The 24638-nt window shown below is 61.8% G+C and carries 24 protein-coding genes and 1 pseudogene; 11 read left to right on the forward strand and 14 right to left on the reverse strand.

The window, feature by feature from the left end; all coding sequences use genetic code 11:
- Positions 1–3: 3 nt before the first annotated feature.
- Positions 4–681 carry a ribonuclease T gene (rnt, locus tag AD664_RS16905; RefSeq protein WP_039591753.1) on the reverse strand — a complete coding sequence of 226 codons (678 nt, stop codon included), beginning with the start codon at positions 679–681 and terminating at the stop codon, positions 4–6.
- Positions 678–1724 carry a dihydroorotase gene (gene pyrC, locus AD664_RS16910; protein ID WP_053148050.1) on the reverse strand — a complete coding sequence of 349 codons (1047 nt, stop codon included), beginning with the start codon at positions 1722–1724 and terminating at the stop codon, positions 678–680. The genes rnt and pyrC overlap by 4 nt, the downstream gene beginning before the upstream one ends.
- Before the next feature lie 191 nt (positions 1725–1915).
- Here pyrC and AD664_RS16915 point away from each other — a divergent pair, with 191 nt between their 5' ends.
- Together AD664_RS16915 and AD664_RS16920 are read left to right on the forward strand one after the other, a co-directional pair.
- On the forward strand, positions 1916–2911 hold the full coding sequence (locus AD664_RS16915; protein ID WP_053148052.1) for an OmpA family protein: 996 nt from the start codon (positions 1916–1918) through the stop codon (positions 2909–2911).
- A 127-nt stretch (positions 2912–3038) separates the two neighbouring features.
- Complete coding sequence (locus AD664_RS16920) at positions 3039–4256, forward strand: argininosuccinate synthase (RefSeq protein ID WP_024779511.1); 1218 nt, start codon at positions 3039–3041, stop codon at positions 4254–4256.
- Between the two features lie 288 nt (positions 4257–4544).
- Here AD664_RS16920 and AD664_RS27680 read toward each other — a convergent pair.
- Positions 4545–4802, reverse strand: a pseudogene (locus AD664_RS27680) (hypothetical protein); the annotation flags it as partial.
- A 451-nt stretch (positions 4803–5253) separates the two neighbouring features.
- Between AD664_RS27680 and AD664_RS16930 the strand changes: the two are divergent.
- A complete protein-coding gene (locus AD664_RS16930; RefSeq protein WP_042729353.1) occupies positions 5254–5880 on the forward strand; it encodes a response regulator transcription factor in 627 nt (208 codons plus the stop codon).
- A gap of 71 nt (positions 5881–5951) precedes the next feature.
- On the opposite strand, the gene AD664_RS16935 is transcribed toward AD664_RS16930, so the two are convergent.
- From AD664_RS16935 to metG, 8 genes are all read right to left on the reverse strand, one after another.
- Positions 5952–6134: a PA3496 family putative envelope integrity protein gene (locus AD664_RS16935; protein ID WP_042729354.1), complete on the reverse strand. Its 183-nt coding sequence runs from the start codon at positions 6132–6134 to the stop codon at positions 5952–5954.
- Between the two features lie 107 nt (positions 6135–6241).
- Positions 6242–6880 carry an endonuclease III gene (nth, locus tag AD664_RS16940; RefSeq protein ID WP_053148056.1) on the reverse strand — a complete coding sequence of 213 codons (639 nt, stop codon included), beginning with the start codon at positions 6878–6880 and terminating at the stop codon, positions 6242–6244.
- Positions 6877–7410 carry an Rnf-Nqr domain containing protein gene (locus tag AD664_RS16945; RefSeq protein WP_053148058.1) on the reverse strand — a complete coding sequence of 178 codons (534 nt, stop codon included), beginning with the start codon at positions 7408–7410 and terminating at the stop codon, positions 6877–6879. The genes nth and AD664_RS16945 overlap by 4 nt, the downstream gene beginning before the upstream one ends.
- A complete protein-coding gene (locus tag AD664_RS16950) occupies positions 7403–8014 on the reverse strand; it encodes an RnfABCDGE type electron transport complex subunit G (RefSeq protein WP_053148060.1) in 612 nt (203 codons plus the stop codon). The genes AD664_RS16945 and AD664_RS16950 overlap by 8 nt, the downstream gene beginning before the upstream one ends.
- Positions 8011–8997, reverse strand: coding sequence for an RnfABCDGE type electron transport complex subunit D (locus AD664_RS16955; protein WP_053148062.1), 987 nt, complete (start codon positions 8995–8997; stop codon positions 8011–8013). The genes AD664_RS16950 and AD664_RS16955 overlap by 4 nt, the downstream gene beginning before the upstream one ends.
- Positions 8984–10009: an electron transport complex subunit RsxB gene (gene rsxB, locus AD664_RS16960; RefSeq protein ID WP_053148064.1), complete on the reverse strand. Its 1026-nt coding sequence runs from the start codon at positions 10007–10009 to the stop codon at positions 8984–8986. Before rsxB ends, AD664_RS16955 begins: the two co-directional genes overlap by 14 nt.
- A complete protein-coding gene (locus AD664_RS16965) occupies positions 10006–10578 on the reverse strand; it encodes an Rnf-Nqr domain containing protein (RefSeq protein ID WP_053148066.1) in 573 nt (190 codons plus the stop codon). Before AD664_RS16965 ends, rsxB begins: the two co-directional genes overlap by 4 nt.
- A gap of 127 nt (positions 10579–10705) precedes the next feature.
- Positions 10706–12751 carry a methionine--tRNA ligase gene (gene metG / locus AD664_RS16970; protein ID WP_053148068.1) on the reverse strand — a complete coding sequence of 682 codons (2046 nt, stop codon included), beginning with the start codon at positions 12749–12751 and terminating at the stop codon, positions 10706–10708.
- Between the two features lie 314 nt (positions 12752–13065).
- Here metG and apbC point away from each other — a divergent pair, with 314 nt between their 5' ends.
- Positions 13066–14160: an iron-sulfur cluster carrier protein ApbC gene (gene apbC, locus AD664_RS16975; RefSeq protein WP_053148070.1), complete on the forward strand. Its 1095-nt coding sequence runs from the start codon at positions 13066–13068 to the stop codon at positions 14158–14160.
- A 126-nt stretch (positions 14161–14286) separates the two neighbouring features.
- On the opposite strand, the gene AD664_RS16980 is transcribed toward apbC, so the two are convergent.
- Complete coding sequence (locus AD664_RS16980) at positions 14287–15045, reverse strand: SDR family oxidoreductase (protein ID WP_053148073.1); 759 nt, start codon at positions 15043–15045, stop codon at positions 14287–14289.
- Between the two features lie 157 nt (positions 15046–15202).
- Between AD664_RS16980 and AD664_RS16985 the strand changes: the two genes are divergently transcribed.
- The 4 genes from AD664_RS16985 to groL all read left to right on the forward strand — a co-directional run bounded on the left by AD664_RS16985 (position 15203) and on the right by groL (position 18709).
- Complete coding sequence (locus AD664_RS16985) at positions 15203–15934, forward strand: HugZ family protein (protein ID WP_042729364.1); 732 nt, start codon at positions 15203–15205, stop codon at positions 15932–15934.
- 66 nt (positions 15935–16000) lie between these two features.
- Complete coding sequence (locus tag AD664_RS16990; protein WP_053148074.1) at positions 16001–16477, forward strand: FxsA family protein; 477 nt, start codon at positions 16001–16003, stop codon at positions 16475–16477.
- Between the two features lie 241 nt (positions 16478–16718).
- Entirely contained in the window at positions 16719–17012 is a 294-nt protein-coding gene (locus AD664_RS16995; RefSeq protein ID WP_042729366.1) for a co-chaperone GroES, read from the forward strand.
- A gap of 50 nt (positions 17013–17062) precedes the next feature.
- Positions 17063–18709, forward strand: coding sequence for a chaperonin GroEL (gene groL / locus AD664_RS17000; RefSeq protein WP_053148076.1), 1647 nt, complete (start codon positions 17063–17065; stop codon positions 18707–18709).
- 234 nt (positions 18710–18943) lie between these two features.
- Here groL and AD664_RS17005 read toward each other — a convergent pair whose 3' ends face one another.
- Positions 18944–19687 (reverse strand): phosphatase PAP2 family protein, encoded by a 744-nt coding sequence (locus AD664_RS17005; RefSeq protein WP_053148078.1) that lies wholly within the window; start codon positions 19685–19687, stop codon positions 18944–18946.
- Positions 19688–19741: 54 nt separating this feature from the next.
- Positions 19742–21691: an LTA synthase family protein gene (locus tag AD664_RS17010; protein ID WP_053148080.1), complete on the reverse strand. Its 1950-nt coding sequence runs from the start codon at positions 21689–21691 to the stop codon at positions 19742–19744.
- A gap of 209 nt (positions 21692–21900) precedes the next feature.
- Here AD664_RS17010 and colR point away from each other — a divergent pair, with 209 nt between their 5' ends.
- The 3 genes from colR to AD664_RS17025 all read left to right on the forward strand — a co-directional run bounded on the left by colR (position 21901) and on the right by AD664_RS17025 (position 24635).
- Positions 21901–22584: a two-component system response regulator ColR gene (gene colR, locus AD664_RS17015; RefSeq protein ID WP_024779529.1), complete on the forward strand. Its 684-nt coding sequence runs from the start codon at positions 21901–21903 to the stop codon at positions 22582–22584.
- Positions 22574–23851, forward strand: a complete 1278-nt coding sequence (locus AD664_RS17020; protein ID WP_042729369.1) for a HAMP domain-containing sensor histidine kinase — start codon at positions 22574–22576, stop codon at positions 23849–23851. The genes colR and AD664_RS17020 overlap by 11 nt, the downstream gene beginning before the upstream one ends.
- A gap of 115 nt (positions 23852–23966) precedes the next feature.
- Positions 23967–24635 (forward strand): class I SAM-dependent methyltransferase, encoded by a 669-nt coding sequence (locus AD664_RS17025; RefSeq protein ID WP_053148082.1) that lies wholly within the window; start codon positions 23967–23969, stop codon positions 24633–24635.
- Positions 24636–24638 lie beyond the last annotated feature (3 nt).

Raw genomic sequence — 24638 nt, forward strand, 5'->3', positions numbered from 1 at the left:
TAGTCAGTCGTCGAAATCCTGCCAGCCACCCATCTCCTTCCACCGATTGACGATGCCGCAGAACAGCTCGGCGGTCTTCTCGGTGTCGTAGCGGGCCGAGTGGGCCTCGCGGCCATCGAAGTCGATGTCGGCGGCTTGGCAGGCCTTTGCCAGGACGGTCTGGCCGTACGCCAGGCCGGCGAGGGTGGCCGTGTCGAAACTGGAGAACGGGTGGAACGGATTGCGCTTCATGTCCAGGCGCGCGACGGCGGCATTGAGGAAGCCCAGGTCGAAGCTGCTGTTATGCCCCACCAGGATCGCGCGCTTGCAACCGTTGGCCTTCAACGCCTTGCGTACGCCGCGGAAGATGTCGGTCAGGGCCGTTTCTTCGCTGACGGCCATGCGCAACGGGTGATCAAGCTTGATCCCGGTGAACTCCAGGGCCGCCGCTTCGATGTTGGCACCTTCGAACGGTTCGACGCGGAAGAAATAGGTGTGGTCCGGGAACACGAAGCCTTTTTCATCCATGCCGATGGTCGTCGCGGCGATTTCCAGCAGGGCATCGGTGGCGGAGTTGAAGCCGCCGGTCTCTACGTCGACGACAACCGGCAGGTAGCCGCGGAACCGGGCTGCCATCGGGTGGCGGGCACCGCCCGAACCACCATTGCCGTCCAGTTCGTCGTCGAAATGATCTTCACTCACGCGTTTTCCTCCAGCAGGCGCCAGCGCAGTTTTTCACCGGCGCGCAGCGGGATGACGGTCTGCTCGCCGAACGGCAGGCTGACGGGGGCGGTCCATTCGTCGCGGACCAGGGTAATGCGATCGGTGTTCGCCGGCAGGCCGTAGAAGCGCGGGCCGTGCAGGCTGGCGAAGCCTTCGAGCTTGTCCAGCGCATTGCGCTGCTCGAATGCCTCGGCATACATCTCGATGGCAGCGTACGCGGTGTAGCAGCCGGCGCAACCGCAGGCGGCTTCCTTGGCGTGGCGGGCGTGGGGCGCCGAGTCCGTGCCGAGGAAGAACTTGGCGCTGCCGCTGGTGGCGGCGTCGAGCAAGGCTTGCTGATGAGTGTTGCGCTTGAGGATCGGCAGGCAATAGAAGTGCGGCCGGATCCCGCCCACCAGCATGTGGTTGCGGTTGTACAGCAGGTGATGCGCGGTAATGGTCGCGCCCACGTTGGCCGGGGCTTCGTTGACGAACTGCACGGCGTCGCCGGTGGTGATGTGTTCGAACACCACCTTGAGGGTCGGGAAGCGTTCCACGACGCGGCGCATGTGCTCGTCGATGAAGATTTTCTCGCGGTCGAAGACGTCGATGTCGCCGCGGGTCACTTCACCGTGGATCAGCAGCGGCATGCCGACTTCGGCCATGGCCTCCAGCACCGGGAAGATCGTGTCGATGCGGGTGACGCCGGAGTCCGAGTTGGTGGTCGCGCCGGCCGGGTACAGTTTGGCGGCGTGGACAAAGCCACTGGCCTTGGCGTCACGGATCTCTTCGGGCTGGGTGCGGTCGGTGAGGTACAGCACCATCAGCGGTTCGAAGCGGCTGCCAGCCGGGCGCGCCGCGAGGATGCGCTGGCGATAGCCATCGGCCTCGGCGGCGTTGCGCACCGGCGGAACCAGGTTAGGCATGATGATTGCGCGCCCGAAGGTGCGCGCGACATCGGCGACGGTATGGGTCAACACAGCACCATCGCGAAGATGAATATGCCAGTCGTCGGGACGCAGCAGGGTCAGGCGGTCGGACATTGGGGGGCTTCCAGGCGGGTCAAACTCTGGGGAATGCTACCGGAAAAGACCGATTCAGGCACCCGCTATCAAGTTCTGGCGCCGGCGACCGATAGCCCCTACAGGTGTGCCACGAATCCGTGGGGTGCCTGGGACCTGCGTCAGACTCTCAGTAGGTGTCGAACTTTGTAATAAAGCCAGTGGAGCCTCCCGTGCGCCAGCGTTATCTAGCCTTGCTCAGTGTGTTTGCCAGCCTTCCCGCGATGGCGCTCACTTTCCAGACCCGTCTGGAGAGCATTGAGTGGACGGTCGAAGGCGACAAGTTCGAGTGCCGGCTGAGCCAGCCGATCACCGATTTCGGCAGCGGCGAATTCGTGCGCCGGGCGGGCGAACAGGCCACGTTCCGTCTCAAGGCCTACAACCCAATGCTGGGCGGCGGCTCCGCCACCTTGCTGGCGGCGGCCTCACCCTGGCAGCCGGGACGCGGCGACATCAACCTGGGTTCGGTGAGGATCGGCAGCGGCGACGTGCTGTTCAACAGTTCCCAGGTTCAGGCCGGGCGACTGATCAGCGGGCTGATGGAAGGTCGCAGCCCGGTGGTGCGCCGCAACAGCGAGGACGGGCGCGTCTCGGAAGTCCGCTTGCTGCCGGTGCGCTTCAACAAGGCCTTCAATGACTATCAAGGCTGCGTGGCCAAACTGTTGCCAAAGAACTTCGAACAGATCAAGCAGACCCAGATCGCGTTTCCCGGCGAGTCCATCGAGCTCGATGCCCGTGCCAAGGCGCAACTGCAGGTGATGCTCGACTTCATCAAGGCCGATCCGAGCGTCAATCATGTCGAGCTTGACGGTCACTCCGACAACAGCGGCAACCGCCTGACCAACCGTGAACTGTCGCGTCGCCGGGCCCTGGCGGTGCAGGAGTTCTTCAAGGCCAACGGTTTCCAGGAGTCGCAGATCACCGTGCGCTTCCATGGTGAGCGTTATCCTCTGGCGCCCAACACCACCGCCGCCAACCGGGCCAAGAACCGTCGCGTGGTCGTGCAACTGGCGCGTGTAGAGCCTGCCCAGGCACCGACACCAGCACCGGCGCCGGCTGTGCAACCGGCACCTGCGCCACCCGCACCGGCCGCCGCGCCGGCCAAGGTTCCGGCTCCCGCCGCCGCGCCAGCCAAGGCGCCTGCCGGGGCCACTGCGCGCACGTCCTGATCCCTCGTGGTCGTCGCGCGTTCGACATAATCTGTCGCTTCGTCGTCATAAGCTGTCGCGCCCCTGTAAATTATTCGCGCTGGACGTTAGACTTCACGGCTTTCCGTAGAACTCGTGGAGTGATGGCATGGCGGACGTAAACAAGGTCGTTCTGGCGTATTCCGGCGGCCTGGACACTTCGGTGATCCTCAAGTGGCTGCAGGACACTTATAACTGCGAAGTGGTGACCTTCACCGCTGACCTGGGGCAGGGCGAAGAAGTCGAGCCTGCACGCGCCAAGGCTCAGGCCATGGGCGTCAAAGAGATCTACATCGATGACCTGCGCGAAGAGTTCGTCCGCGACTTCGTGTTCCCGATGTTCCGCGCCAACACCGTCTACGAAGGTGAGTACCTGCTGGGTACCTCCATCGCCCGTCCGCTGATCGCCAAGCGCCTGATCGAAATCGCCAACGAAACCGGCGCCGACGCCATTTCCCACGGCGCCACCGGCAAAGGCAACGACCAGGTTCGTTTCGAACTGGGCGCCTACGCCCTCAAGCCAGGCGTTAAAGTCATCGCCCCGTGGCGCGAATGGGACCTGCTGTCCCGTGAAAAGCTGATGGACTACGCCGAGAAGCACGCGATCCCGATCGAGCGTCACGGCAAGAAAAAGTCGCCGTACTCGATGGACGCCAACCTGCTGCACATCTCCTATGAAGGTGGCGTGCTGGAAGACACTTGGACCGAGCACGAAGAAGACATGTGGCGCTGGACCGTCTCCCCGGAGAAGGCCCCGGATACCCCGCAATACCTGGAACTGACCTACCGCAATGGCGATATCGTCGCCTTGGACGGCGTGGAAATGAGCCCGGCCACCGTGCTGGCGACCCTCAACCGCATCGGTGGCGAGCACGGCATCGGCCGTCTGGACATCGTCGAGAACCGCTACGTCGGCATGAAGTCCCGTGGTTGCTACGAAACCCCGGGCGGCACCATCATGCTGCGTGCCCACCGCGCCATCGAATCGATCACCCTGGACCGTGAAGTCGCTCACCTCAAGGATGAGCTGATGCCCAAGTACGCCAGCCTGATCTACACCGGCTACTGGTGGAGCCCTGAGCGTCTGATGCTGCAACAGATGATCGATGCTTCCCAGGTCAACGTGAACGGTGTCGTGCGCCTGAAGCTGTACAAGGGCAATGTGATCGTGACCGGGCGCAAGTCCGACGACTCGCTGTTCGATGCCAACATCGCGACCTTCGAAGAAGACGGCGGTGCCTACAACCAGGCCGACGCGGCCGGCTTCATCAAGCTCAACGCCCTGCGCATGCGCATTGCGGCGAACAAGGGTCGCAAGCTGTTCTGACCCTGCCTGTTTAAAAAAACGGCCTGCCCTGCGCAGGCCGTTTTTTTGTGGGCTCCTTTTTTTGTGCAGGGATTATCCATCCTGCCCGGCCGTGGCCTCGCCTGCGCCCCGGTAAATGACGTAGACGATGATGCGGGTGGCTTGCCTGTCGTGTTTGGACCGTGTGCGTTGCGATTGCCCGCACACCACGCACCCGGGGCGCTGCTGCTTGCGTCTGGGGCGATGACATTGTTTCGGCAACGCCTGGTGTTTGTTTGTCCGGCGCAACATCCGTTTACGCCGGCCGGGTGAATCATCCAGGGTCTTGAGGAAATGTTTGCCCTTGGGAAAGTCGGAAGGTGAATACAACGAGCGGTAGTTGAAGTTCAGCGTGGTGAAAAACAGCAATAACAGATAAAACGGAAAACTGATCAGAAACCAAAGATAGTATTCGCGATCGTCATCATCCAGAAACGGCAGGGAGATAGCCGCAGAGGTTTCCGACAGCGTGGCGAATACAGCGATGAGGGTCATGGGGTTGGTAATGGTCTTCAAGGGTTTGTTCATGTGGTTTGCTCATACAATATGCTCGGTGAGTCAGTTGACGGATAGGGTTATTAATAACTAGTCCAATACCGCGGCGCTGGCAAGGTGTGAATGGACGCTGCCTTTATTTCTGTTTTTTTATATTGAACGCGCCTGGCACTTCGATGCGAGGCTATTTAATCAAGACTTTATCGATCCTATTAGCCACATGCCTCGCACCACCGGCCTGAGGGTGAAAGCGTGGCGTAATACGATTTGTCCACAGGTTAGCGGGAGGTTAAGAAAGGTCGCTTGCGGGCCGTCGAAAAATTCATGACACATTTTTTTTGGGTGAATTTGTAGGATTTTTCTGTATAGCTTGTAGGTTTCGTCTTTCGCTGCGAGCGGCCAGGGGGGGGCGGCATGCCAAGGTAGAAATGACTAGGCTATTGTGCGTGCTCTAAAAATTCGAACAGCGAAGTTGGATTTGCCCATGAATAAAGTGCTGATCGTGGATGATCACCCCGTCATTCGTCTTGCTGTACGTCTGCTGATGGAGCGTCATGGTTATGAAGTTGTGGCCGAAACGGATAACGGCGTCGATGCGTTGCAACTTGCGCGAGAACTTATGCCCGATATCGTCATTCTCGATATCGGTATTCCGAAGTTGGATGGCCTGGAGGTTATTGCCCGCCTGAGCGCCATTCCCTCAGCGATGAAAGTCTTGGTGCTGACGTCCCAGTCGCCTGGGCACTTCTCCATGCGCTGCATGCAGACGGGAGCGGCCGGGTATGTGTGCAAGCAACAGGACCTGACCGAGTTGCTGAGTGCGATCAAGGCCGTATTGTCCGGCTACAGTTATTTTCCCAACCAGGCGCTGCATACCGTGCGCTCCAGCCTGGGTAACGCCAGCGAATCGGACATGGTCGATCGTTTGTCCGGACGGGAAATGATGGTCCTGCAACAACTGGCGCGCGGAAAAACCAATAAGGAAATTGCCGATGGGATGTTTCTGAGCAACAAGACGGTCAGTACCTACAAGACGCGTTTATTGTTGAAGCTCAATGCGCGTTCGCTGGTCGATCTGATCGAGCTGGCGCAACGCAATGGGTTGGTGTGAGTCTGGCGGTCACCCATAGCCAATAAAAAAGCCTCCATCGGGGAGGCTTTTAGGTGTTTGGGAGCAAGCGGTCAAAGGTCAAAGTCGTAATCGGCCAACTGCTTCTGCAAGCGGCGTTCTTCCAGCAGATTATCAATGGTGCGGCGTTTGCTCAGGTTGGTTTTCGCCACTTCCACGACCACGGGTTCCGCGTCGTCGGACTCAACGGCGATGAATTCGTCTTCTACATCCAGTTGTTCTTTGCCAGTACTCATGGGTTCGACTCCAGGCTAAGACTGCCATTGGCGCTCCTTATATCGATAAACCACGGGCGGGTAAAAAAGATTTTTTCAATCGACAGATCAATAAAACCAATAGCGCCTCAATCGTCGGAGGTCTTGTGCTTGTATTCGCATAAATCTTCGATCCGACAGCTACCGCAGCGGGGCTTGCGTGCCAGACACACGTAGCGCCCATGAAGAATGAGCCAGTGGTGGGAATCCAAGAGGAACGCCTTGGGCACGAACTTCATCAGCTTGTTCTCCACTTCCACCACGTTCTTGCCGGGCGCCAACCCGGTGCGGTTGCTGACGCGGAAGATGTGCGTGTCGACCGCCATGGTCAGTTGCCGGAACGCGGTATTGAGCACCACGTTGGCGGTCTTGCGGCCGACGCCCGGAAGCGCTTCCAGGGCTTCGCGGGTCTGCGGGACCTCGCTGCCATGGCGCTCGATCAGCAGGCGACAGGTTTCGATGACGTTCTTGGCCTTGCTGTTGTACAGCCCGATGGTCTTGATGTACTCGGACAGCCCTTCGACGCCCAGGGCGTAGATCGCCTCCGGCGTATTGGCCACCGGAAACAGCTTGGCCGTGGCCTTGTTGACGCCGACATCGGTGGACTGGGCCGACAGAATCACCGCGATCAACAACTCGAACGGCGAGGAGTAGGCCAGTTCGGTTTTCGGTTCCGGGTTGTCTTCGTGAAGGCGACGAAATATTTCCAGGCGTTTGGCGGCGTTCATGGGCGCGGCGTGTCCTTGGTAGGTGAATGGGGTCTGGCGGCCGTCCAGGCCTGGCGGGCCGCCAGCAGCAAGCCGAGCAGGATGAACCCGCCCGGAGCCAGCGCGGCCAGGGGCAGGGCGCTGGCGATCAGCTCGCGCAGGGCGCCCAGGCCGAGCATCCAGAGGCCGAATAGGCCGGCAAGCCTGAGGCGAGCGGACAGACACCGCTCAACGAGGGCGTCTTGTTGTTCCAGCACCACGCCGCTCAAGGCGATCCAGCCCAGGTAAAGGCTCGACACCCGGTACGGTTCCGGCGCCCAGGCCTGGAGCACGAAGCCTGTACAAGCGGCCAGGGTAGCCGCCAGCACGGCACAGGCGAGCACGCGTTCATACGCGCTCAGGCGATGTCGGACACTTCCCATCACCGCACCTTGCGCAACGACGATCAAGGCCCAGGCCAGCCATACCCCCAGCGCACCGGCCAGCGAGTCGCTCGCGCCGATCAACGGGACGAGCAACAGCCCGCGCGTCAGGGCCCATGGCTTATTCATCCACGACCACTCCGGTCAGTTGAGCCTGGTGCTCGTCGAAGTAACGCAGCGTATCGTGAACCGCCTCCAGCACGGCTCGGGAGGTCACGGTCGCGCCGGCCAATTGGTCGAATTGTCCGCCGTCCTTTTTCAGTGCCCAGGCGCTGTCGTCAGTCTGCTGGCGTGATTGGCCGGTGAAGGTTCGCAGCCAGGCATTTGGCCAACCGGCAATGGCCGCGCCCAGTCCGGTTGTTTCGGACTGATGCAGAGTTTTCACCCCCAGCAGGCGGCCTTGCACGTCGATTGCGATCAGCAGTTCGATGCTGCCTTCATACCCCGTTGTCTGGCTGCGTAGCAGCACCGCGCTGGGTTGGCCGGCGCGGGTGGCCCGGTAGGCCTGTAGCAACGAGCTATGGGCCAGGAGCACGGCGGTCGTCATCACCGGCTGCGCCAATGGCTGATTGTCGTAGCGCTCGACTGGCAATACGTCGAGCAGGGCGCGGGTCTGCTGTGCTTGTCGCTGCGCCTCGATGCGCCCGGCCGTGCTCAGGTGCGTGAGGTAAGTGGCGCCGCTGCCGAGGGCAACCAGTGCGATCAGGAGGGCCACGCCGCCGGGGTTGTTCATGCCGGTTGCCGCCGTTGCCGTGCAGCGGCCAGACGCTCCAGCGCGGGGACGCCAAGGTTCATCAGCAACACCGCAAACGCCACGCCGTCGGGGTAGCCGCCCCAGGTGCGTATGGTGTAAGTCAGCAGTCCCACGCCGACCCCGAACAGCAAGCGAGCGAATGGCGCCTTGGCGCCCGAGACCGGTTCGGTCACGATGAAGAACGCCCCGAGCATGGTTGCGCCGGTGAGCAGATGAAACAGCGGCGAGCCATGGGAATCGGAGCCTGAGCCGTTCCAGCCGATCAGGCTGATGAGGAACAGGCTGGCCAGCATGCCCACCGGTGCGTGCCAACTGAACACCCGTTGTTGCAGCAGAAACAGGCCACCGGCCAGGAACGCCAGGTTGACCCATTCAGCGCCCCGGCCACCGAAATGGCCAAACGCCGGGTTGTGGGCGAACAGCTCGTCGATGGTCAGGCTCCGGTTGATTCGCAGGCTGTCCAGCGCGGTCGCCCCGGCCCAGGCGTCGGCTGCGGGCGGTGTGCCGAACACGTGTTGCAGGCCTTCCAGCAAGCCCACGGCGTGAGGCGCAGGCCATTGACTCATGTGGGCAGGAAACGCCACCAAGGCCAGGGCATAACCGAGCATGGCCGGGTTGAACGGGTTGCTGCCGACGCCCCCCCACAGGTGTTTGCCGAAAAGCAGGGCGCAGGCCACCGCCGTGACGGTCAGCCACCAGGGACCGTACGCCGGCAAGGCCAGGGCCAGCAGGGTGGCGCTGACCAGCGCGCTGCCATCGAACAGCTCGGGGGCGAGTGGCCGGCGGCGCAGACGCAGTACTGCGGCTTCGATCGCCAGTGCGGTGAGCCCCGCCAGCGCCAGGTTCAGCAAAATGCCCCAGCCCTGGAACCACAGCAGCGCCAGCGTCCCCGGCAGCGTCGCCAGCAGCACACGCTGCATGGCCTGGCGCAGTCGTTCGTCCATGGGCTCAGGGCTCGACATGGGCGTCCACCTGGCGCTCGGCGTCCTTCACCGCTTGCTCCAGTGCCGACACCTGGTCGTCCGAGGCCGCCGCCGCGCGGGCCTTGCTGAGCTCGGCGCGGCGCATGGCCAATTGGATCTTGGCCCGTTTCAGGTCGGCGTTCGGCGCGGGTGCCGGGGTTGGCGCTGGTGCTGGCGTGGTTTGCGGCGCGGCGCTTTCCAGTTGCATCAGGGCCTGCTCGGCCGCTTCGAACTGGCGCTGCAGCACGATCAGTTGCGATTGTTGCTCGAAGGTCGGCGGGTGGCCGAAGGCCTTCAAGGATTTATTCAATTGCGCCCGACTCATGGCCAGGTCGACCTTGGCCTTCTTCAAGGCGGCATCGGCGTTGGCGGCTTTCTGTGCGCGCACCCGTTCCAGCGCGGCTTGAACCGGGTCGAGCGCCTGGGGTTGAGCCGGGGCCTGGGCGGCGCGTTGGGTGCGGGCCAGGCGTTCGGCCTGGCGCTGCTCTTCTTCACGCCGCAAACGGGCATTGCGTTGCTCGAAGCGCCGCCGGGCATGGTTGCGCTTGGCCGCGCGGGCCTGGTGCTCCTCAAGGCTTGAGGCCAGGCCACCGACAATCGGCAGCACGTTTGCCGTCGGCAGGGGCCGCATCTCGATGCAATCGACCGGGCATGGCGCCACGCACAGGTCGCAGCCGGTGCATTCGTCGATGAGGACGGTGTGCATCAGCTTTGCCGCGCCGACTATCGCGTCCACCGGGCAGGCCTGGATGCACTTGGTGCAGCCGATGCATTCGGCTTCACGGATAAAGGCGATTTGCGCCGGGGCCGCGCCGCGGCTGGTGTCCAATTCCAGCACGGGTACTTTCATCAGCTCGGCCAGGGCCGCGATGGTTTCCTGGCCGCCGGGCGGGCACTTGTTGATCGGCTCGCCCTGGGCAATGCCCTCGGCGTAAGGCTTGCACCCCGGGTGCCCACATTTGCCGCATTGGGTTTGCGGCAGCAGCGCGTCGATACGTTGAATCAGGCTCATGTCTTGACCAGCCCGCGCAATCCAAGAAAGGCCACCGCCATCAGTCCGGCGCTGATCAACTGAATCGGCAACCCGCGAAAGGGCAGGGCAATAGCGTGAGTGAAGGTGCGCTGGCGCAGGTCCTCGAACAGGCCCAGCACCAGCCAGAAGCCCAGCCCGGCGCCCAGGCTCAGGGCGACGGCGTGGCCCAGGCCCTGGTCGTCCTCGCCATTGAGCAGCGTCACGCCGAGGACGCCGGCATTGCCCAGCAGCAATGGCCACAAGCCGTCGAACGGCCATGTCGGCCGCCAACGTGCCAGCCCGCGCAGCAGGGGGGCGATGAGCAATATGCTCAAGGGCAGCCAGACCAGCAGGCGCAACGCCGTCAGTTGGGCCGGCGCCAGCAGCCAGTGATCGAGCAGATAGCCCAGGGTGCCGACCACCAGCATCAGGCACGTCGTCGCCAACCCCAGGGCGTGGACCTGCCGCCTGCCATCGGTCGCCAGCAGTGGATCGACGCCCAGCGGCCAATGCAACACCAGGTTGTTGATCAGGGCCGCGCTGAACAATGTGAGAAGGAGGTCGGTCATGGGCGTATGGGTGAAGGGCCTGTTACACGATGAGGCATTATCCGCCACGCAGGCAGGGTGGGCCAGATATGAAAATCCCACAGCCGCCAGCAAGGCGACTGTGGGATCGGTGCAGCGTGCGGTTGCGTTACTTGATCCGCTGGCCTGGCTTGGCGCCGCTGTCAGGGCTCAGCAGGTAGATTTCCTCGCCGCCGGGGCCCGCCGCCATCACCATGCCTTCGGATACGCCGAAGCGCATTTTGCGCGGCTTGAGGTTGGCGATCATCATCGTCAGCCGGCCTTCGAGCTTGGCTGGGTCCGGATAGGCACTCTTGATGCCGGAGAACACGTTGCGCTGCTCATCGCCGATGTCCAGGGTCAGGCGCAGCAGCTTGTCAGCACCCTCGACGGCTTCGGCCTTGACGATCAGTGCCACGCGCAGGTCCACGGCGGCAAAGGCGTCGAACTCGATTTCCGGCGACAGCGGATCCTTGGCCAGTTCGCCGTTGCCGGTCGGGGCGCCGGTGTCGGTCTGGCTGGCGGCCAGGTCTTCCTTGGAGGCGTCGGTCATGGCTTGCACCTTGGCGGCGTCGATGCGGGTCATCAACGGCTTGAACTCGTTCAGTTGATGGTTGCTCAGCAGGGTCTGGTGATCGTTCCAGGTCAGCGGCGCGACATTGAGGAACGCCTCGGCGTCGGCGGCCAGCAGCGGCAGCACCGGCTTGAGGAAAATCACCAGCTGGCGGAACAGGTTCACGCCCAGGGCGCAGATCGCCTGGACTTCTTCCTGCTTGCCTTCCTGTTTGTTCAGCGACCACGGCGCCTTGTCGGCGATCCAGGCGTTGGCGCGGTCGGCCAGGGCCATGATCTCGCGCATGGCCCGGGCGAAATCGCGGGCCTCATAGGCTTCGGCGATGCTCGGCGCGGCGGCCAGGAACGCTTCGGTCAGCTCCGGTGCCGCATTGCCTGCCACCAGCACGCCGGCATTGCCCTTGTGGATGAAACCGGCGCAGCGGCTGGCGATGTTGACGACTTTGCCCACCAGGTCGGAATTGACCTTCTGCACGAAGTCGTCGAGGTTCAGGTCCAGGTCATCGACGCCACGGCCCAGCTTGGCCGCGTAGTAGTAGCGCAGGTATTCCGGGGACAGGTGGTCCAGGTATGTCCGGGCCTTGATGAAGGTGCCGCGGGACTTGGACATTTTCTGGCCGTTGACGGTCAGGTAGCCATGGACGTTGATGCCGGTCGGCTTGCGGAAACCCGCGCCTTCGAGCATTGCGGGCCAGAACAGGGCGTGGAAGTTGACGATGTCCTTGCCGATGAAGTGGTACAGCTCGGCGGTGGAGTCCTTGCCCCAGAACGCGTCGAAGTCTAGCTCCGGCGTGCGGTTGCACAGGTTCTTGAAGCTGGCCATGTAGCCGATTGGCGCATCCAGCCAGACGTAGAAGTACTTGCCGGGCTCATCCGGGATCTCGAAGCCGAAATACGGCGCATCGCGAGAGATGTCCCACTGTTGCAGGCCGGCGTCGAGCCATTCGGCGATCTTGTTGGCGACGGCGTCCTGCAGGGTGCCGCTGCGGGTCCAGGTTTGCAGCATCTGCTGGAAATCCGGCAGCTTGAAGAAGAAATGCTGGGAGTCCTTGAGCACCGGCGTGGCCCCGGAAATCGCCGACTTCGGGTCTTTCAGGTCAGTGGGTGCATAGGTGGCGCCGCACTTTTCGCAGTTGTCGCCGTACTGGTCCTCGGTGCCGCATTTCGGGCAGGTGCCCTTGATGAAGCGGTCGGCCAGGAACATTTTCTTTTCCGGGTCGAAATACTGGGTGATCGAGCGGGTCGCGATGTGCCCGGCATCACGCAGCTTGAGGTAGACCTGGCTCGACAGCTCGCGGTTTTCCTCGGCGTGCGTGGAGTGGAAGTTGTCGAAGTCCACCAGGAACTCGGCAAAGTCGGCGCTGTGTTCGGCCTGGACGTTGGCGATCAGTTGTTCCGGGGTGATGCCTTCCTTTTCCGCGCGCAGCATGATGGCCGAGCCGTGGGCGTCGTCGGCGCAAACATAGATGCATTGGTTGCCGCGATGCTTCTGGAAGCGCACCCACATATCGGTCTGGATGTACTCCAGCATATGGCCGAGGTGAATCGAACCATTGGCATAGGGCAGGGCGCTGGTGACGAGGATCTTGCGTGGCTCGGACATGGGGCTCGGCTACTTGATGAAACGGAGGTCGGCCACTATAAAGCGCCGGCGGCTTTTTTTCACCCTATGAGCCTGTTTCCGGATGCTGGTAGGGCCTGTGTGGCGAGGGAGCTTGCTCCCGCTGGGTGGCGAAGCCGCCCTTAAAGACGCTGTGTACCCTGACACCGTCAGCCTTGGTGCGACTGCTGCGCAGCCGAGCGGGAGCGAGCTCCCTCGCCACAAGGACATTCACACAGCAGTGTTTGGGTCGCCACAAAAGAATGGGCGGCGTAGGATAGCCGCCTGTTTTTCCAGTCTTGCTATCGGAGTTGCCCATGAGCGCCGTCAATCGCGCAGCGGTGGAAGCCGTCCTTCGCCAGTACACCGACCCCTACCTGAACCAGGACCCGGTCAGCGCCGGATGCGTGCGTGCCATCGATGTCCAGGGCGATCGCGTCCACGTCCAGTTGGAAATCGGCTACGCCGCCGACCTGTTCAAGAAAGGCTGGGCGCAAATGCTGCAGATGGCGATCGAAGGCCTGGATGGCGTGGCGGCCGCCCAAGTCGACATCACCAGCGTGATCGCCGCCCACAAGGCCCAGGCCCAGGTGCCGGGGCTGGCGAACGTCAAGAACGTGATTGCCGTGGCCTCGGGCAAGGGCGGCGTCGGCAAATCCACCACCGCCGCCAACCTGGCCTTGGCGCTGGCCCGTGAAGGGGCCAGGGTCGGGATCCTCGACGCCGATATCTATGGCCCGAGCCAGGGCATCATGTTCGGTATCGCCGAAGGCACCCGACCGCAGGTCAAGGACCAGAAATGGTTCGTGCCGCTCAAGTCCCATGGCGTGGAAGTCATGTCCATGGCGTTCCTGACCGATGACAACACGCCAATGGTCTGGCGCGGGCCGATGGTGTCCGGCGCCTTGCTGCAACTGGTGACGCAGACCGCCTGGGGCGACCTGGATTACCTGGTGATCGACATGCCGCCGGGCACCGGCGATATCCAGCTGACCCTGGCGCAGAAAGTCCCGGTGGCCGGCGCGGTGATCGTCACAACGCCCCAGGACCTGGCCCTGCTGGATGCGCGCAAGGGTGTGGAGATGTTCCGCAAGGTCAACATCCCGGTGCTGGGCGTGGTGGAGAACATGGCCGTGCACATCTGCTCGAACTGTGGGCACGCCGAGCATCTGTTCGGCGAAGGCGGCGGGGAAAAACTGGCGACTCAGTACGGCGTCGAACTGCTGGCCTCGCTGCCGCTGTCGATGCTGATCCGCGAGCAGGCCGACGGCGGCAAGCCCACCGTGAGCGCCGAGCCGGACAGCCAGATCGCCATGGTCTACCAGGAACTGGCTCGCCACGTAGGCGCGCGGATCGTGTTGCAGGAAGCCGCCATGCCGGCGATGCCGAACATCACCGTCAGCGACGACTGATCGCCTGAAAGGCAGAACCCTGTGGGAGCGGGCTTGCTCGCGAATGCGGTATGTCAGTGACACAAAAGTTGACTGATACACCGCATTCGCGAGCGAGCCCGCTCCCACAGGGGGGATGCGTTGCTGTCAGATCCGCAACCCGCCATCCATTTCCAGGATCCGGCCGGTGTAGTAGTCGTTCTCGAAGATGTACGCCGCCGAATGGGCGATTTCCTCGGGCTTGCCCATGCGTTTGAGCGGGATGCCCGAGGTCATTTTTTCCAGGGCCTCGGGTTTCATGCCCAGGGTCATTTCAGTCTCGATGAAACCCGGCGCGATGCCGGCGACACGAATGCCGTAGCGCGCCAGTTCCTTGGCCCAGGTCACGGTGGCGGCGGCCACGCCGGCCTTGGCGGCGGAGTAGTTGGTCTGGCCGACGTTGCCGGCGCGGGAAATCGAGGAAATGTTGATGATCGCGCCGCTGTTCTTCAGCTCGACCATTTTCGCCGCCACTTCGCGGGTGCACAGGAATACGCCGGTGAGGTTGACGTCGATCACGGCTTGCCATTGGGCCAGGCTCATCTTGCTCATTTCGCCGTCCTTGACCTTGAGCAGCAGGCCGTCGCGCAGGATCCCGGCATTGTTGATCAGGCCGTGGATCGCGCCGAAATCCTCGGCCACTCGGGCGACCATGTCGCTTACCTGTTCTTCATTGGCCACGTTGCACAGGTACGCCCGGGCCTCGACGCCTTTGGCCACGCACGCGGCCACGGCCTGGTCGAGTTTCTCCTGATTGAGGTCGACCAGGGCAAGCTTCGCGCCCCTGCCCGCCAGGTACTCGGCCATGGAGCGCCCCAGGCCCTGGCAACCGCCAGTGATAATGATTACTTTGTCAGTGAGTTGCATGTGCGTGTCCCGGGATGGCGGAGGGTTGAGGGAGTTCGGTTGCGGGCCTCTCTTCTGTAGCGGCTGGAGCGCGGCGTAGAGTTGCCCGATGGCACCTGGAAACATAGTCCAGCTGCCTGATCGTATTCAAGACGAATTTAGTCGAAGGAGTCATAAATTGAGCGTTGAAGCTGCCAAGCTTGCCCGAGAGCTGCTGCTCAAGGAATACCGTGGAGTGTTATCCACCCATTCCAAATCCATGCCCGGGTTCCCGTTCGGCTCCGTCGTGCCGTATTGCCTGGATGCGCAGGGCCAGCCGCTGATCCTGATCAGCCGCATTGCCCAGCACACCCACAATCTGCAGAAAGACCCCAAGTGTTCGATGCTGGTGGGCGAGCGGGGGGCGCAAGACGTGCAGGCCGTGGGGCGCCTGACATGCGTGGCACAGGCACGCAAACTTCAGGACAGCGCCGCCATCGAGGCCGCTGCCGAGCGCTATTACCGTTATTTCCCCGAATCGCAGAACTACCACAAGGCCCACGATTTCGACTTCTGGGTGCTCGACCCGGTGCGTCATCGCTACATCGGCGGCTTCGGTGCGATTCATTGGATCGACCAGGTCACCCTGGCCAATCCCTTTGCCGGCCAGGCCGAGGCGAGCATGATCGAACACATGAACGCCGATCACGCCAAGGCCATCGCCCATTACGTGACACTGGCCGGACTGCCGGACTGCGAGCCGGCACAGATGGTCGGCATCGACAGCGAAGGCATGCACCTGCGCATTGGCCAGGGGCTGTACTGGCTGGCGTTTCCCAGTCCTTGCAACACGCCGACACAAGTGCGCGAAGCCTTGGTTTACCTGGCTCACGCCGAGCAATGGCCGAAAAATGCAGAGGCGAACGCTTGAATTCACGAAAGGACGACGTCATTTAGGGTTTGATAGCAAGGCATTCTTGCGTTGAGGAACCTTTTGATGCGCCCTTTTTTGTTGCTCTTTCTGCTGTTCCCGGTGTTGGAGCTGTTCGTATTCGTCAAGGTCAGCGGTGCGGTCGGGTTTTTCCCGGCGCTGCTGCTGGTCATTCTCGGCTCGATGCTCGGCGTGTTCGTGCTGCGCATCGCCGGCCTCGCCACGGCATTGCGTGCCCGTGAAAGCCTGAACCGCGGCGAACTGCCGGCCCAGACCATGCTCGAAGGCCTGATGCTGGCCCTGGGTGGCGGCCTGTTGATCCTGCCAGGCTTCATCAGCGACGTGCTGGGCCTGGTCCTGCTGTTGCCGTTCACCCGGCGCATGCTCGCCAACAAGATGCGCCGGCGTGCCGAGGAGCAGGCGATGCGCCAGCGCGCGTTCGCCGATGACCTCCAGCCCCGTGGCGGTCCGGCCCCACGAGAGCCGGTGGGCCGCGAGCCGACGGTGATCGAAGGTGAATTCGAACACCGCGACTCCAAGTAAACCCTTCAACACGGCGCCTTCGGGCGCCGTGTTCGTTCAGGCGTGGACGTAAAAATTTTTCCACCCGGCCCTTGTAATCGCCTTGCGCGCCCCTATGTATGGGTCACCGCAAGGTTTCCGGTGGCAACACCGGACAGACTTCCGCGGTTCGACTGACGAACCGCAACCGGCTTCGCCGGCTTTGTTAAACCCGCCGGGACTACACCGGCCGATGAAAACCAAAAATTAGGAGAGATCGACAATGAAGCTTCGTCCTCTGCATGACCGCGTCGTCATCCGTCGCAGCGAAGAAGAGAAGAAAACCGCTGGCGGTATCGTCCTGCCAGGTTCGGCTGCTGAAAAAGCCAACCACGGTGAAGTTCTCGCTGTAGGTACCGGCCGCGTGCTGGACAGCGGTGAAGTGCGTGCGCTGGCCGTGAAAGTGGGTGACAAGGTTGTGTTCGGCCCTTACTCCGGCAGCAACACCGTGAAAGTCGACGGCGAAGACCTGTTGGTAATGAGCGAGAACGAGATCCTCGCTGTTATCGAAGGCTGATTTCCCCGCTCATTTTCCCGCTACTACACAGTATTTAAGGAATATCGATCATGGCTGCTAAAGAAGTTAAATTCGGCGATTCCGCCCGCAAGAAAATGCTCACCGGTGTCAACGTCCTGGCTGACGCAGTAAAAGCGACCCTGGGCCCGAAAGGCCGCAACGTGATCATCGAGAAGAGCTTCGGCGCTCCGACCATCACCAAGGACGGCGTTTCCGTAGCCAAGGAAATCGAACTGGAAGACCGTTTCGAGAACATGGGCGCGCAGCTGGTCAAAGACGTTGCCTCCCGTGCCAACGATGACGCCGGCGACGGCACCACCACCGCCACCGTCCTGGCCCAGTCGATCGTCAACGAAGGCCTGAAAGCCGTCGCTGCCGGCATGAACCCGATGGACCTCAAGCGCGGCATCGACAAGGCGACCATCGCCATCGTCAAGGAGCTCAAGGGCCTGTCCAAGCCTTGCGCTGACTTCAAGGCCATCGCTCAGGTAGGCACCATCTCCGCCAACTCCGACAACTCCATCGGCGACATCATTGCCGAAGCCATGGAAAAAGTCGGTAAAGAAGGCGTGATCACCGTTGAAGAAGGCTCGGGCCTGGAAAACGAACTGTCGGTCGTCGAAGGCATGCAGTTCGACCGCGGCTACCTGTCGCCGTACTTCGTCAACAAGCCGGACACCATGGTGGCCGAGCTGGACGGCCCGCTGATCCTGCTGGTCGACAAGAAGATCTCCAACATCCGCGAAATGCTGCCGGTGCTGGAAGCCGTTGCCAAGGCTGGCCGTCCTCTGCTGATCGTGGCCGAAGACGTTGAAGGCGAAGCCCTGGCGACCCTGGTCGTGAACAACATGCGTGGCATCGTCAAGGTTGCTGCGGTCAAGGCCCCTGGCTTCGGCGACCGCCGCAAGGCCATGCTGCAGGACATCGCCGTCCTGACCGGCGGTACCGTGATCTCCGAAGAGATCGGCCTGAGCCTGGAAAGCACCACCCTGGAGCACCTGGGTAACGCCAAGCGCGTCACCCTGTCCAAGGAAAACACCATCATCGTCGACGGTGCTGGCGTTCAAGGCGACATCGAAGCGCGCATCAGCCAGATCCGTGCCCAGGTTGCCGAAACCTCCTCGGACTACGACCGTGAAAAACTGCAAGAGCGCCTGGCCAAGCTGTCCGGCGGTGTTGCGGTGATCAAGGTTGGCGCCGGTTCCGAAGTTGAAATGAAAGAGAAGAAAGCCCGCGTTGAAGACGCCCTGCACGCTACCCGTGCAGCCGTTGAAGAAGGCGTGGTACCTGGCGGTGGTGTTGCGCTGATCCGCGCACTGGAAGCCCTGACCGAACTCAAGGGCGACAACGCCGACCAGAACGTGGGTATCGCTGTTCTGCGTCGCGCTGTTGAAGCGCCGCTGCGTCAGATCGTTGCCAACTCCGGCGACGAGCCAAGCGTCGTGGTCGACAAGGTCAAGAACGGCCAAGGCAGCTTCGGCTACAACGCTGCGTCGGGCGAGTACGGCGACATGATCGAAATGGGTATCCTGGACCCAACCAAGGTCACCCGTTCGGCCCTGCAGGCAGCAGCTTCCATCGGCGGTCTGATCCTGACCACCGAAGCGGCCGTGGCTGACGCACCGAAGAAAGAAGGTGCAGCTGCCGGCGGTATGCCAGACATGGGTGGCATGGGTGGCATGGGCGGCATGATGTAAGCCAGCCTTACCCTGTAGCGAAAAACCCCGCCTGCGAAAGCAGGCGGGGTTTTTTATTGCCGCTTATTGGGGGGCGAGCGTTACGCCGCTTTCGCGAGCAAGCCCGCTCCCACAGGTGATCTTGGGCGATCACCGGATTTGCGCCCACCCTGGTTCCCTGTGGGAGCGGGGCTTGCTCGCGAAGGGCCATCAGCCCCAGCATCGTTATCGCAGGCTCGCCCCTCTGAAAGATCCTCAGCCCCGGGCGGGGGCGGGCAGGGCTACGCGATCCGTCATGGCGGCGGGTCGGTAAAGAATGAAGTAGTAGCAGCCCAGGCAAATCAGCCAGCAGAACACCGCGGTCCAGACGTTGTGGGAAAAGAAGTGCGCCCCCTGCATCATCCTGCCGAGGGAAAACACCGTGCCCAGGCCGAGGGCCAGGACGAACGCGCGCCGGGCCAGGCGTGGCCGGCGGTCGCGCAGGACGAAGAACAGGGCAAACAGAGTAAAGCCGGTCGCGGCATGGCCGCCGGGCCAGCATCGGCCAGGCTTGTCGGTGGCCGGTCGCGGGCTCAGCAATTCGCTGTAGGTTTCCTTGCCGCCGAACTCCTTGAGGCTCCAGGGGCATTGCACGGCCGTCACGGCCTTCATCGGTGTGACGAACGACGTGGCCAGCGCCAGGGACAGGACCAGGCAGCCGAGTTCGCGTTTGAGTGGCTTGAGCCGGTCGACGAAAAAAGCGCTCAGGAAGCCGATAATGGCCAACACCGAAAAGGCGATGACCGCCTGCTTGGCGCGGTCGTGAAGGATGTTCTCCAGGAAGTAACTGTGGCGACCGATGAAGTTACCTGCGCTCGGATCGTAGAACATATGGGCCAGGTCCATGTCCAGATCGGTCCATTCCAGCAAAATCAGAATAACCGCTGTAACAGCGGGAATCCCCAGGTACAGCCAAAGGTTCAGTGGACGAGGAGCAAAGCGTGGAACGCTTGATGACATGACAGATCCTGCACAAAGAAAAGCGCCCCGGAACTTCAGTCCAGGGCAGTTCGGTTAACGTTCGCTGACTTGCTCGCCACCCTCCCTGGGTGCTTTCCAGCCAAGCAGCTGTTGCTTGAAGCCATAACTGGCGGTTTGGTAATAGGTCATCGCACGGCTGATCAACGGGTCGTCACCGGTCACCCGGGATTCGCGACTTTCGGCCAGGGCGTCGTCATGTCGGCGCAGGCCTTGGCGCGGACTGAGGATCGCCAGGTCCTTGCCGTCGAACAGGCCCAGATGCTGGTAATTGCCCAGGACGACGCGCGGTGGTAGCGGATTCTCCTGGAGCAGGTTACGCCCGAAGAACGTCGATTGGTAATCCAGGTTCAGCAACCCGAGCAGGGTTGGCGCAAGATCGATCTGACTGGCGAGCTGGTTGCTTTCCCGTGGTTCGATCAGCTTGGGTGCGTAGATGAACAACGGGATCTGGTAGTTGCGGATCGGCAGGTCTTCCTTGCCGGCACTGCCGGCCGTGTGATCAGCCACGAACACGAAGATCGTGTTATCGAACCACGGCTTTTGCCGGGCCTGCTCCAGAAACTGACCGATGGCGTAATCGGTGTACTTGACCGCCCCATCACGACCGTTGCCGGACTTGATGTCGATGCGGTTGTCCGGATAGGTATAGGGACGGTGATTGGAGGTGGTCATCAACTGCAACAGAAAGGGCTGGTGCCGGGCGTAATTGGCATCTGCCAGTTTCAAGGTTTGTGTGTACAGATCCTCATCGGCCATGCCCCAGGCATTCTTGAAGTGGATCTCGGACTCATCGACGCTGGTTTGATCGACGACACGATAGCCGTTGCCGCTGAAAAAGGCATTCATGTTATCGAAGTAGCCACGCCCACCGTAGACGAAGACGCTGTCGTAGCCGACCGCGCTCAGTTGCTGGCCCAGGCTGGCAAAGCCGCTTTCCCGGCCGATGCGCTTGACGATCGAACGCCCTGGGGTGGGTGGAATCGCCAGGGTGATGGCCTCCAGGCCGCGGTCGGTGCGGGTGCCGGTGGCGTAGAAGTTGTTGAAGTACAGGCTGTGCTTGCGCAGGGCATCCAGATTGGGTGTGAGGTTGCGGTTATCGCCATTGCTGCCCAGGTATTTGGCGCTGAGGCTTTCGATGGTCACCAGCACGATGTTCGGTGTGCGGGGCTGGCCGGGGTTGTCGATGATTCGCCGGATATCCAGAGGGTCTTGTGCGATGAACTGTGAACCGGGTTCGTTCAGTTCCGCGCGAATCTGCTGGGCCGCAGTCGCCGCAGGCAAGTGGCTGTAGAACTGTTCGTAGTCCAGTTCGTTGTTGCGGAACGCCGCGAAGAACTGATAGGGGCCGTTGCTCGCCAGTTCGTTCTGATAGGCATTGCCGCCCTGGGCGCGTGGTGCGTCCTGGCTGAGCCCTTGCAGGCTCAAGCCGGCGATCACCAGCAGGGCCGATGCGTTGAACAATCGCCCGCGCAAGGGCGGCAAAGGGGCGTCCAACGCGGCCTTGAGCGATTTGCGCAAGACCAGGCTCAAGCCCAGGGCGAGCACGGCGAGTACCGACAGCAACGTGCCGATCGGGTACGACTCCAGCACGTTGTTGAGCACCTCATCGGAATAGACCAGGTAGTCCACGGCGATAAAGTTGAAGCGCACGCCGAACTCATCCCAGAACAGCCATTCGGCCACCGAGGTGAACAACATGACGAATATGCTGACCGTCAGCAGCCCCTGAAGAAACCAGTGATGAGCGCGGCGGCGCCACAGGGAGGGCGGGCAGAGCAAAAGGTACAATCCCATCGGCAGGATCGCATAGGCGAGAAAACCCAGGTCATACAGCAGGCCAACGCCGAATATGGAAAACGCACCGCCTCCGGCCTCATCCAGGTGGGTCAGCAACAAAACGATTCGGGTCAGGAGAAACACCACCAGCCATGTACTGGCGATCAGCAGCAAATAGCGCATGGGCGCCATTTTAATAAAGTCCATTTACTACATTCCTTATATATCAATCCGATAGCGCGAGAGTCTTGCTCCTTCACTGTAGTCAGGTTGTGAATCGATAGTGAAAAACTCATTATTAATTTCATTGCGCCAAGAGCGTTGACTTACACCGCGTCCAGCCCTAGCCCTGAGTGGCTATTGGCCGTAAGCTGCGCGGGCCAAGACGGCCGTTCCCCGTATACGCAGAGGTGCCCATGCGAATTCTATTGGTCGAAGACAACCGCGACATCCTGGCCAACCTGGCCGACTACCTGGGGCTCAAGGGCTACACCGTCGATTGTGCCCAGGACGGTCTGTCGGGGTTGCACCTGGCGGCGACCGAGCACTACGACCTGATCGTGCTCGACATCATGCTGCCGGGCATCGACGGCTACACCTTGTGCAAGCGCCTGCGTGAAGACGCGCGCCGCGACACGCCGGTGATCATGCTCACCGCCCGGGACCAGTTGGACGATCGCCTGCAAGGCTTCAAGTCCGGAGCCGACGATTATCTGATCAAGCCTTTTGCCCTGTCGGAACTGGCGGCGCGGATCGAGGCGGTCATGCGCCGGGCCCAGGGCGGTGGACGGCGGGCGTTGCAGGTCGGTGACCTGAGCTATGACCTCGATACCCTGGAAGTGACCCGCGAAGGCAAGCTGCTCAAGCTCAACCCGGTCGGCCTGAAGCTGCTGGCGGTGCTGATGCAGAAAAGCCCCCATGTGTTGCGCCGGGAAATCCTCGAAGAAGCGCTCTGGGGAGATGATTGCCCGGACAGCGACAGCCTGCGCAGCCATGTCCATCAACTGCGCCAGGTGATCGACAAACCGTTCGAAAAACCCTTGCTGCACACTGTGCACGGCGTCGGTTATCGCTTGGCCGAGGGCCGCGATGGAGTTTAAGCAAAGCCTTGCCCAGCGGATCATCATCGCCTTTGCGTTGATGAGCGCACTGGTGGCGGGGGCGTTCGCCATGGGGATCGTGGCGACGGTCCACCTGGTTGAAGAAAAACTGATTTCCGCCGGGCTCGGTGGCGACCTGCAACGCCTGTTGCTGATGGACAGCGTCTCGGACTGGAACCATCGGCCGGAACCCGACCAGTTGTTCTATTTCAGCGGCGGTCCGGGGGATTTCGAGCTGCCCAAGGACCTGCGCCATCTGGAGCGCGGGTTCCACGAAGTGTTTCGCGAACAGTTGTCCTATCACGCCATGGTCGAGATCGTGGATGGCCGCCACTACGTCCTGCTCCAGGACCAGAGCGACTTCGAAGAGCGCGAACGGGTGCTGTTCGCCGTGGTGCTGGTGGGCTTTGTGCTCAGCCTGGCGCTGGCGGTGTTCCTGGGGTGGGTCCTGGCCCGTCGGGTGATGGCGCCCGTGGTGCGTCTGGCCCGGCAAGTGCGGCACCGCGACCAGTTGCTTGGGCTGGCCCCACCGCTGGCGCCGGATTACGCGGCCGATGAAGTGGGCGAACTGGCCGTGGCGTTCGACGCCACGCTGGGCCAACTGCGCCAGGCCTTGACTCGCGAGCGTTTGTTCACCAGTGATGTGAGCCACGAGTTGCGTACCCCGTTGATGGTCCTGGCGACCTCGTGCGAACTGTTGCTGGAAAACCCGGCGCTGGATCAGCGCGGTCGCACCCAGGTCGAGCGGATCAACCGCGCCAGTGAGGAAATGCGTGAGTTGGTCCAGACCTTCCTGATGCTCGCCAGGGCTCGGCGCGAAGACAACGGCATGTCCCCTCGGGCGACCCTCGCGCAGGTGGCCGAGAACCTTCTCGGGGTGTGGCGCGCGCCCATCGAATCCAAGGGCCTGACGCTGATCTTCGAACCGGGGCAGACCCTTGAGACGCTCTACAACGCCACCTTCCTGACCGCCGTGATGGGAAACCTGCTGCGCAACGCCCTGCACTACACCGACCAGGGGTTTATCCGTCTTTCGCTGACCGCCACCGGTTTCGTGGTGGAGGACAGCGGCGTGGGCATCCCCGAAGAGAAGCGCGAGGCGATGTTCGAGCCGTTCGTGCGCGGTAACGAGCAGCGCGGCGAGGGCTTGGGGCTGGGGCTGTCGTTGGTGCAGCGGATCTGCGAAAACCAGGGCTGGACCGTGAGCCTCAGCACGATGGAGCCTAACGGCTGCCGTTTTGAAGTGCAGTTGAACCCGACGGGATAAGGGGGCTTGTGGACAAATCTTGTAACTATTGGTGGCATCAACATGACTTTGTTTTCACAAAGAGATGACATGCCGATTCATAAGGTGGGGCCCATGTGTAATGGAGGCCCCCTCAATGTCCAAACCCATCAAGCTGGATTTTTCCGAGAAATACGACGAGCAGCATGCTCGCAAATACTTCCATAAGCATCGCAGCGGCATAAGCCGTCGCTTGTCCAACCAGCGGGATCAACAGCTGGCTCGCCGAGCGTTGGCGCTTGTCGGCGATCCGGGGCTGGTGTTGGACCTGCCTTGCGGTGCCGGGCGTTTCTGGTCTTTGCTGGCCGAAAAACCGAACCGGGTGATCATCGGCGCCGACAATTCCGAGGCCATGCTCAAGACGGCCATGACATCTCAACCGGCCGATGTGGTGAAACGGGTACAACCCTTGCACACATCTGCGTTCGACATTGCCTTGCCTGATAACGCCGTCGACAGCATTTTTTGCATGCGGCTGCTGCACCACATCGGTGAATCCGCGCATCGCCTGGCGATCCTCAAGGAATTCGAGCGGGTCAGCCGCGACAGCGTGATTGTTTCATTGTGGGTCGACGGTAATTTCAAGGCCTGGAAACGCAAGCGCCAGGAACGCACCCGTGGGCAGAAAGACTACCAGAATCGATTTGTGTTACCGGTTGCTACAGTAGAAGAGGAATTTCGCCAGGCCGGGTTCCGTATTCAGGAACGACTGGATTTCCTACCGCTCTATGCCATGTGGCGAGTTTATGTATTACGCAAGAGGTAAAAG

Source organism: Pseudomonas sp. P97.38 (genome assembly GCF_001269745.1).
Lineage (GTDB): Bacteria > Pseudomonadota > Gammaproteobacteria > Pseudomonadales > Pseudomonadaceae > Aquipseudomonas > Aquipseudomonas chlororaphis_E.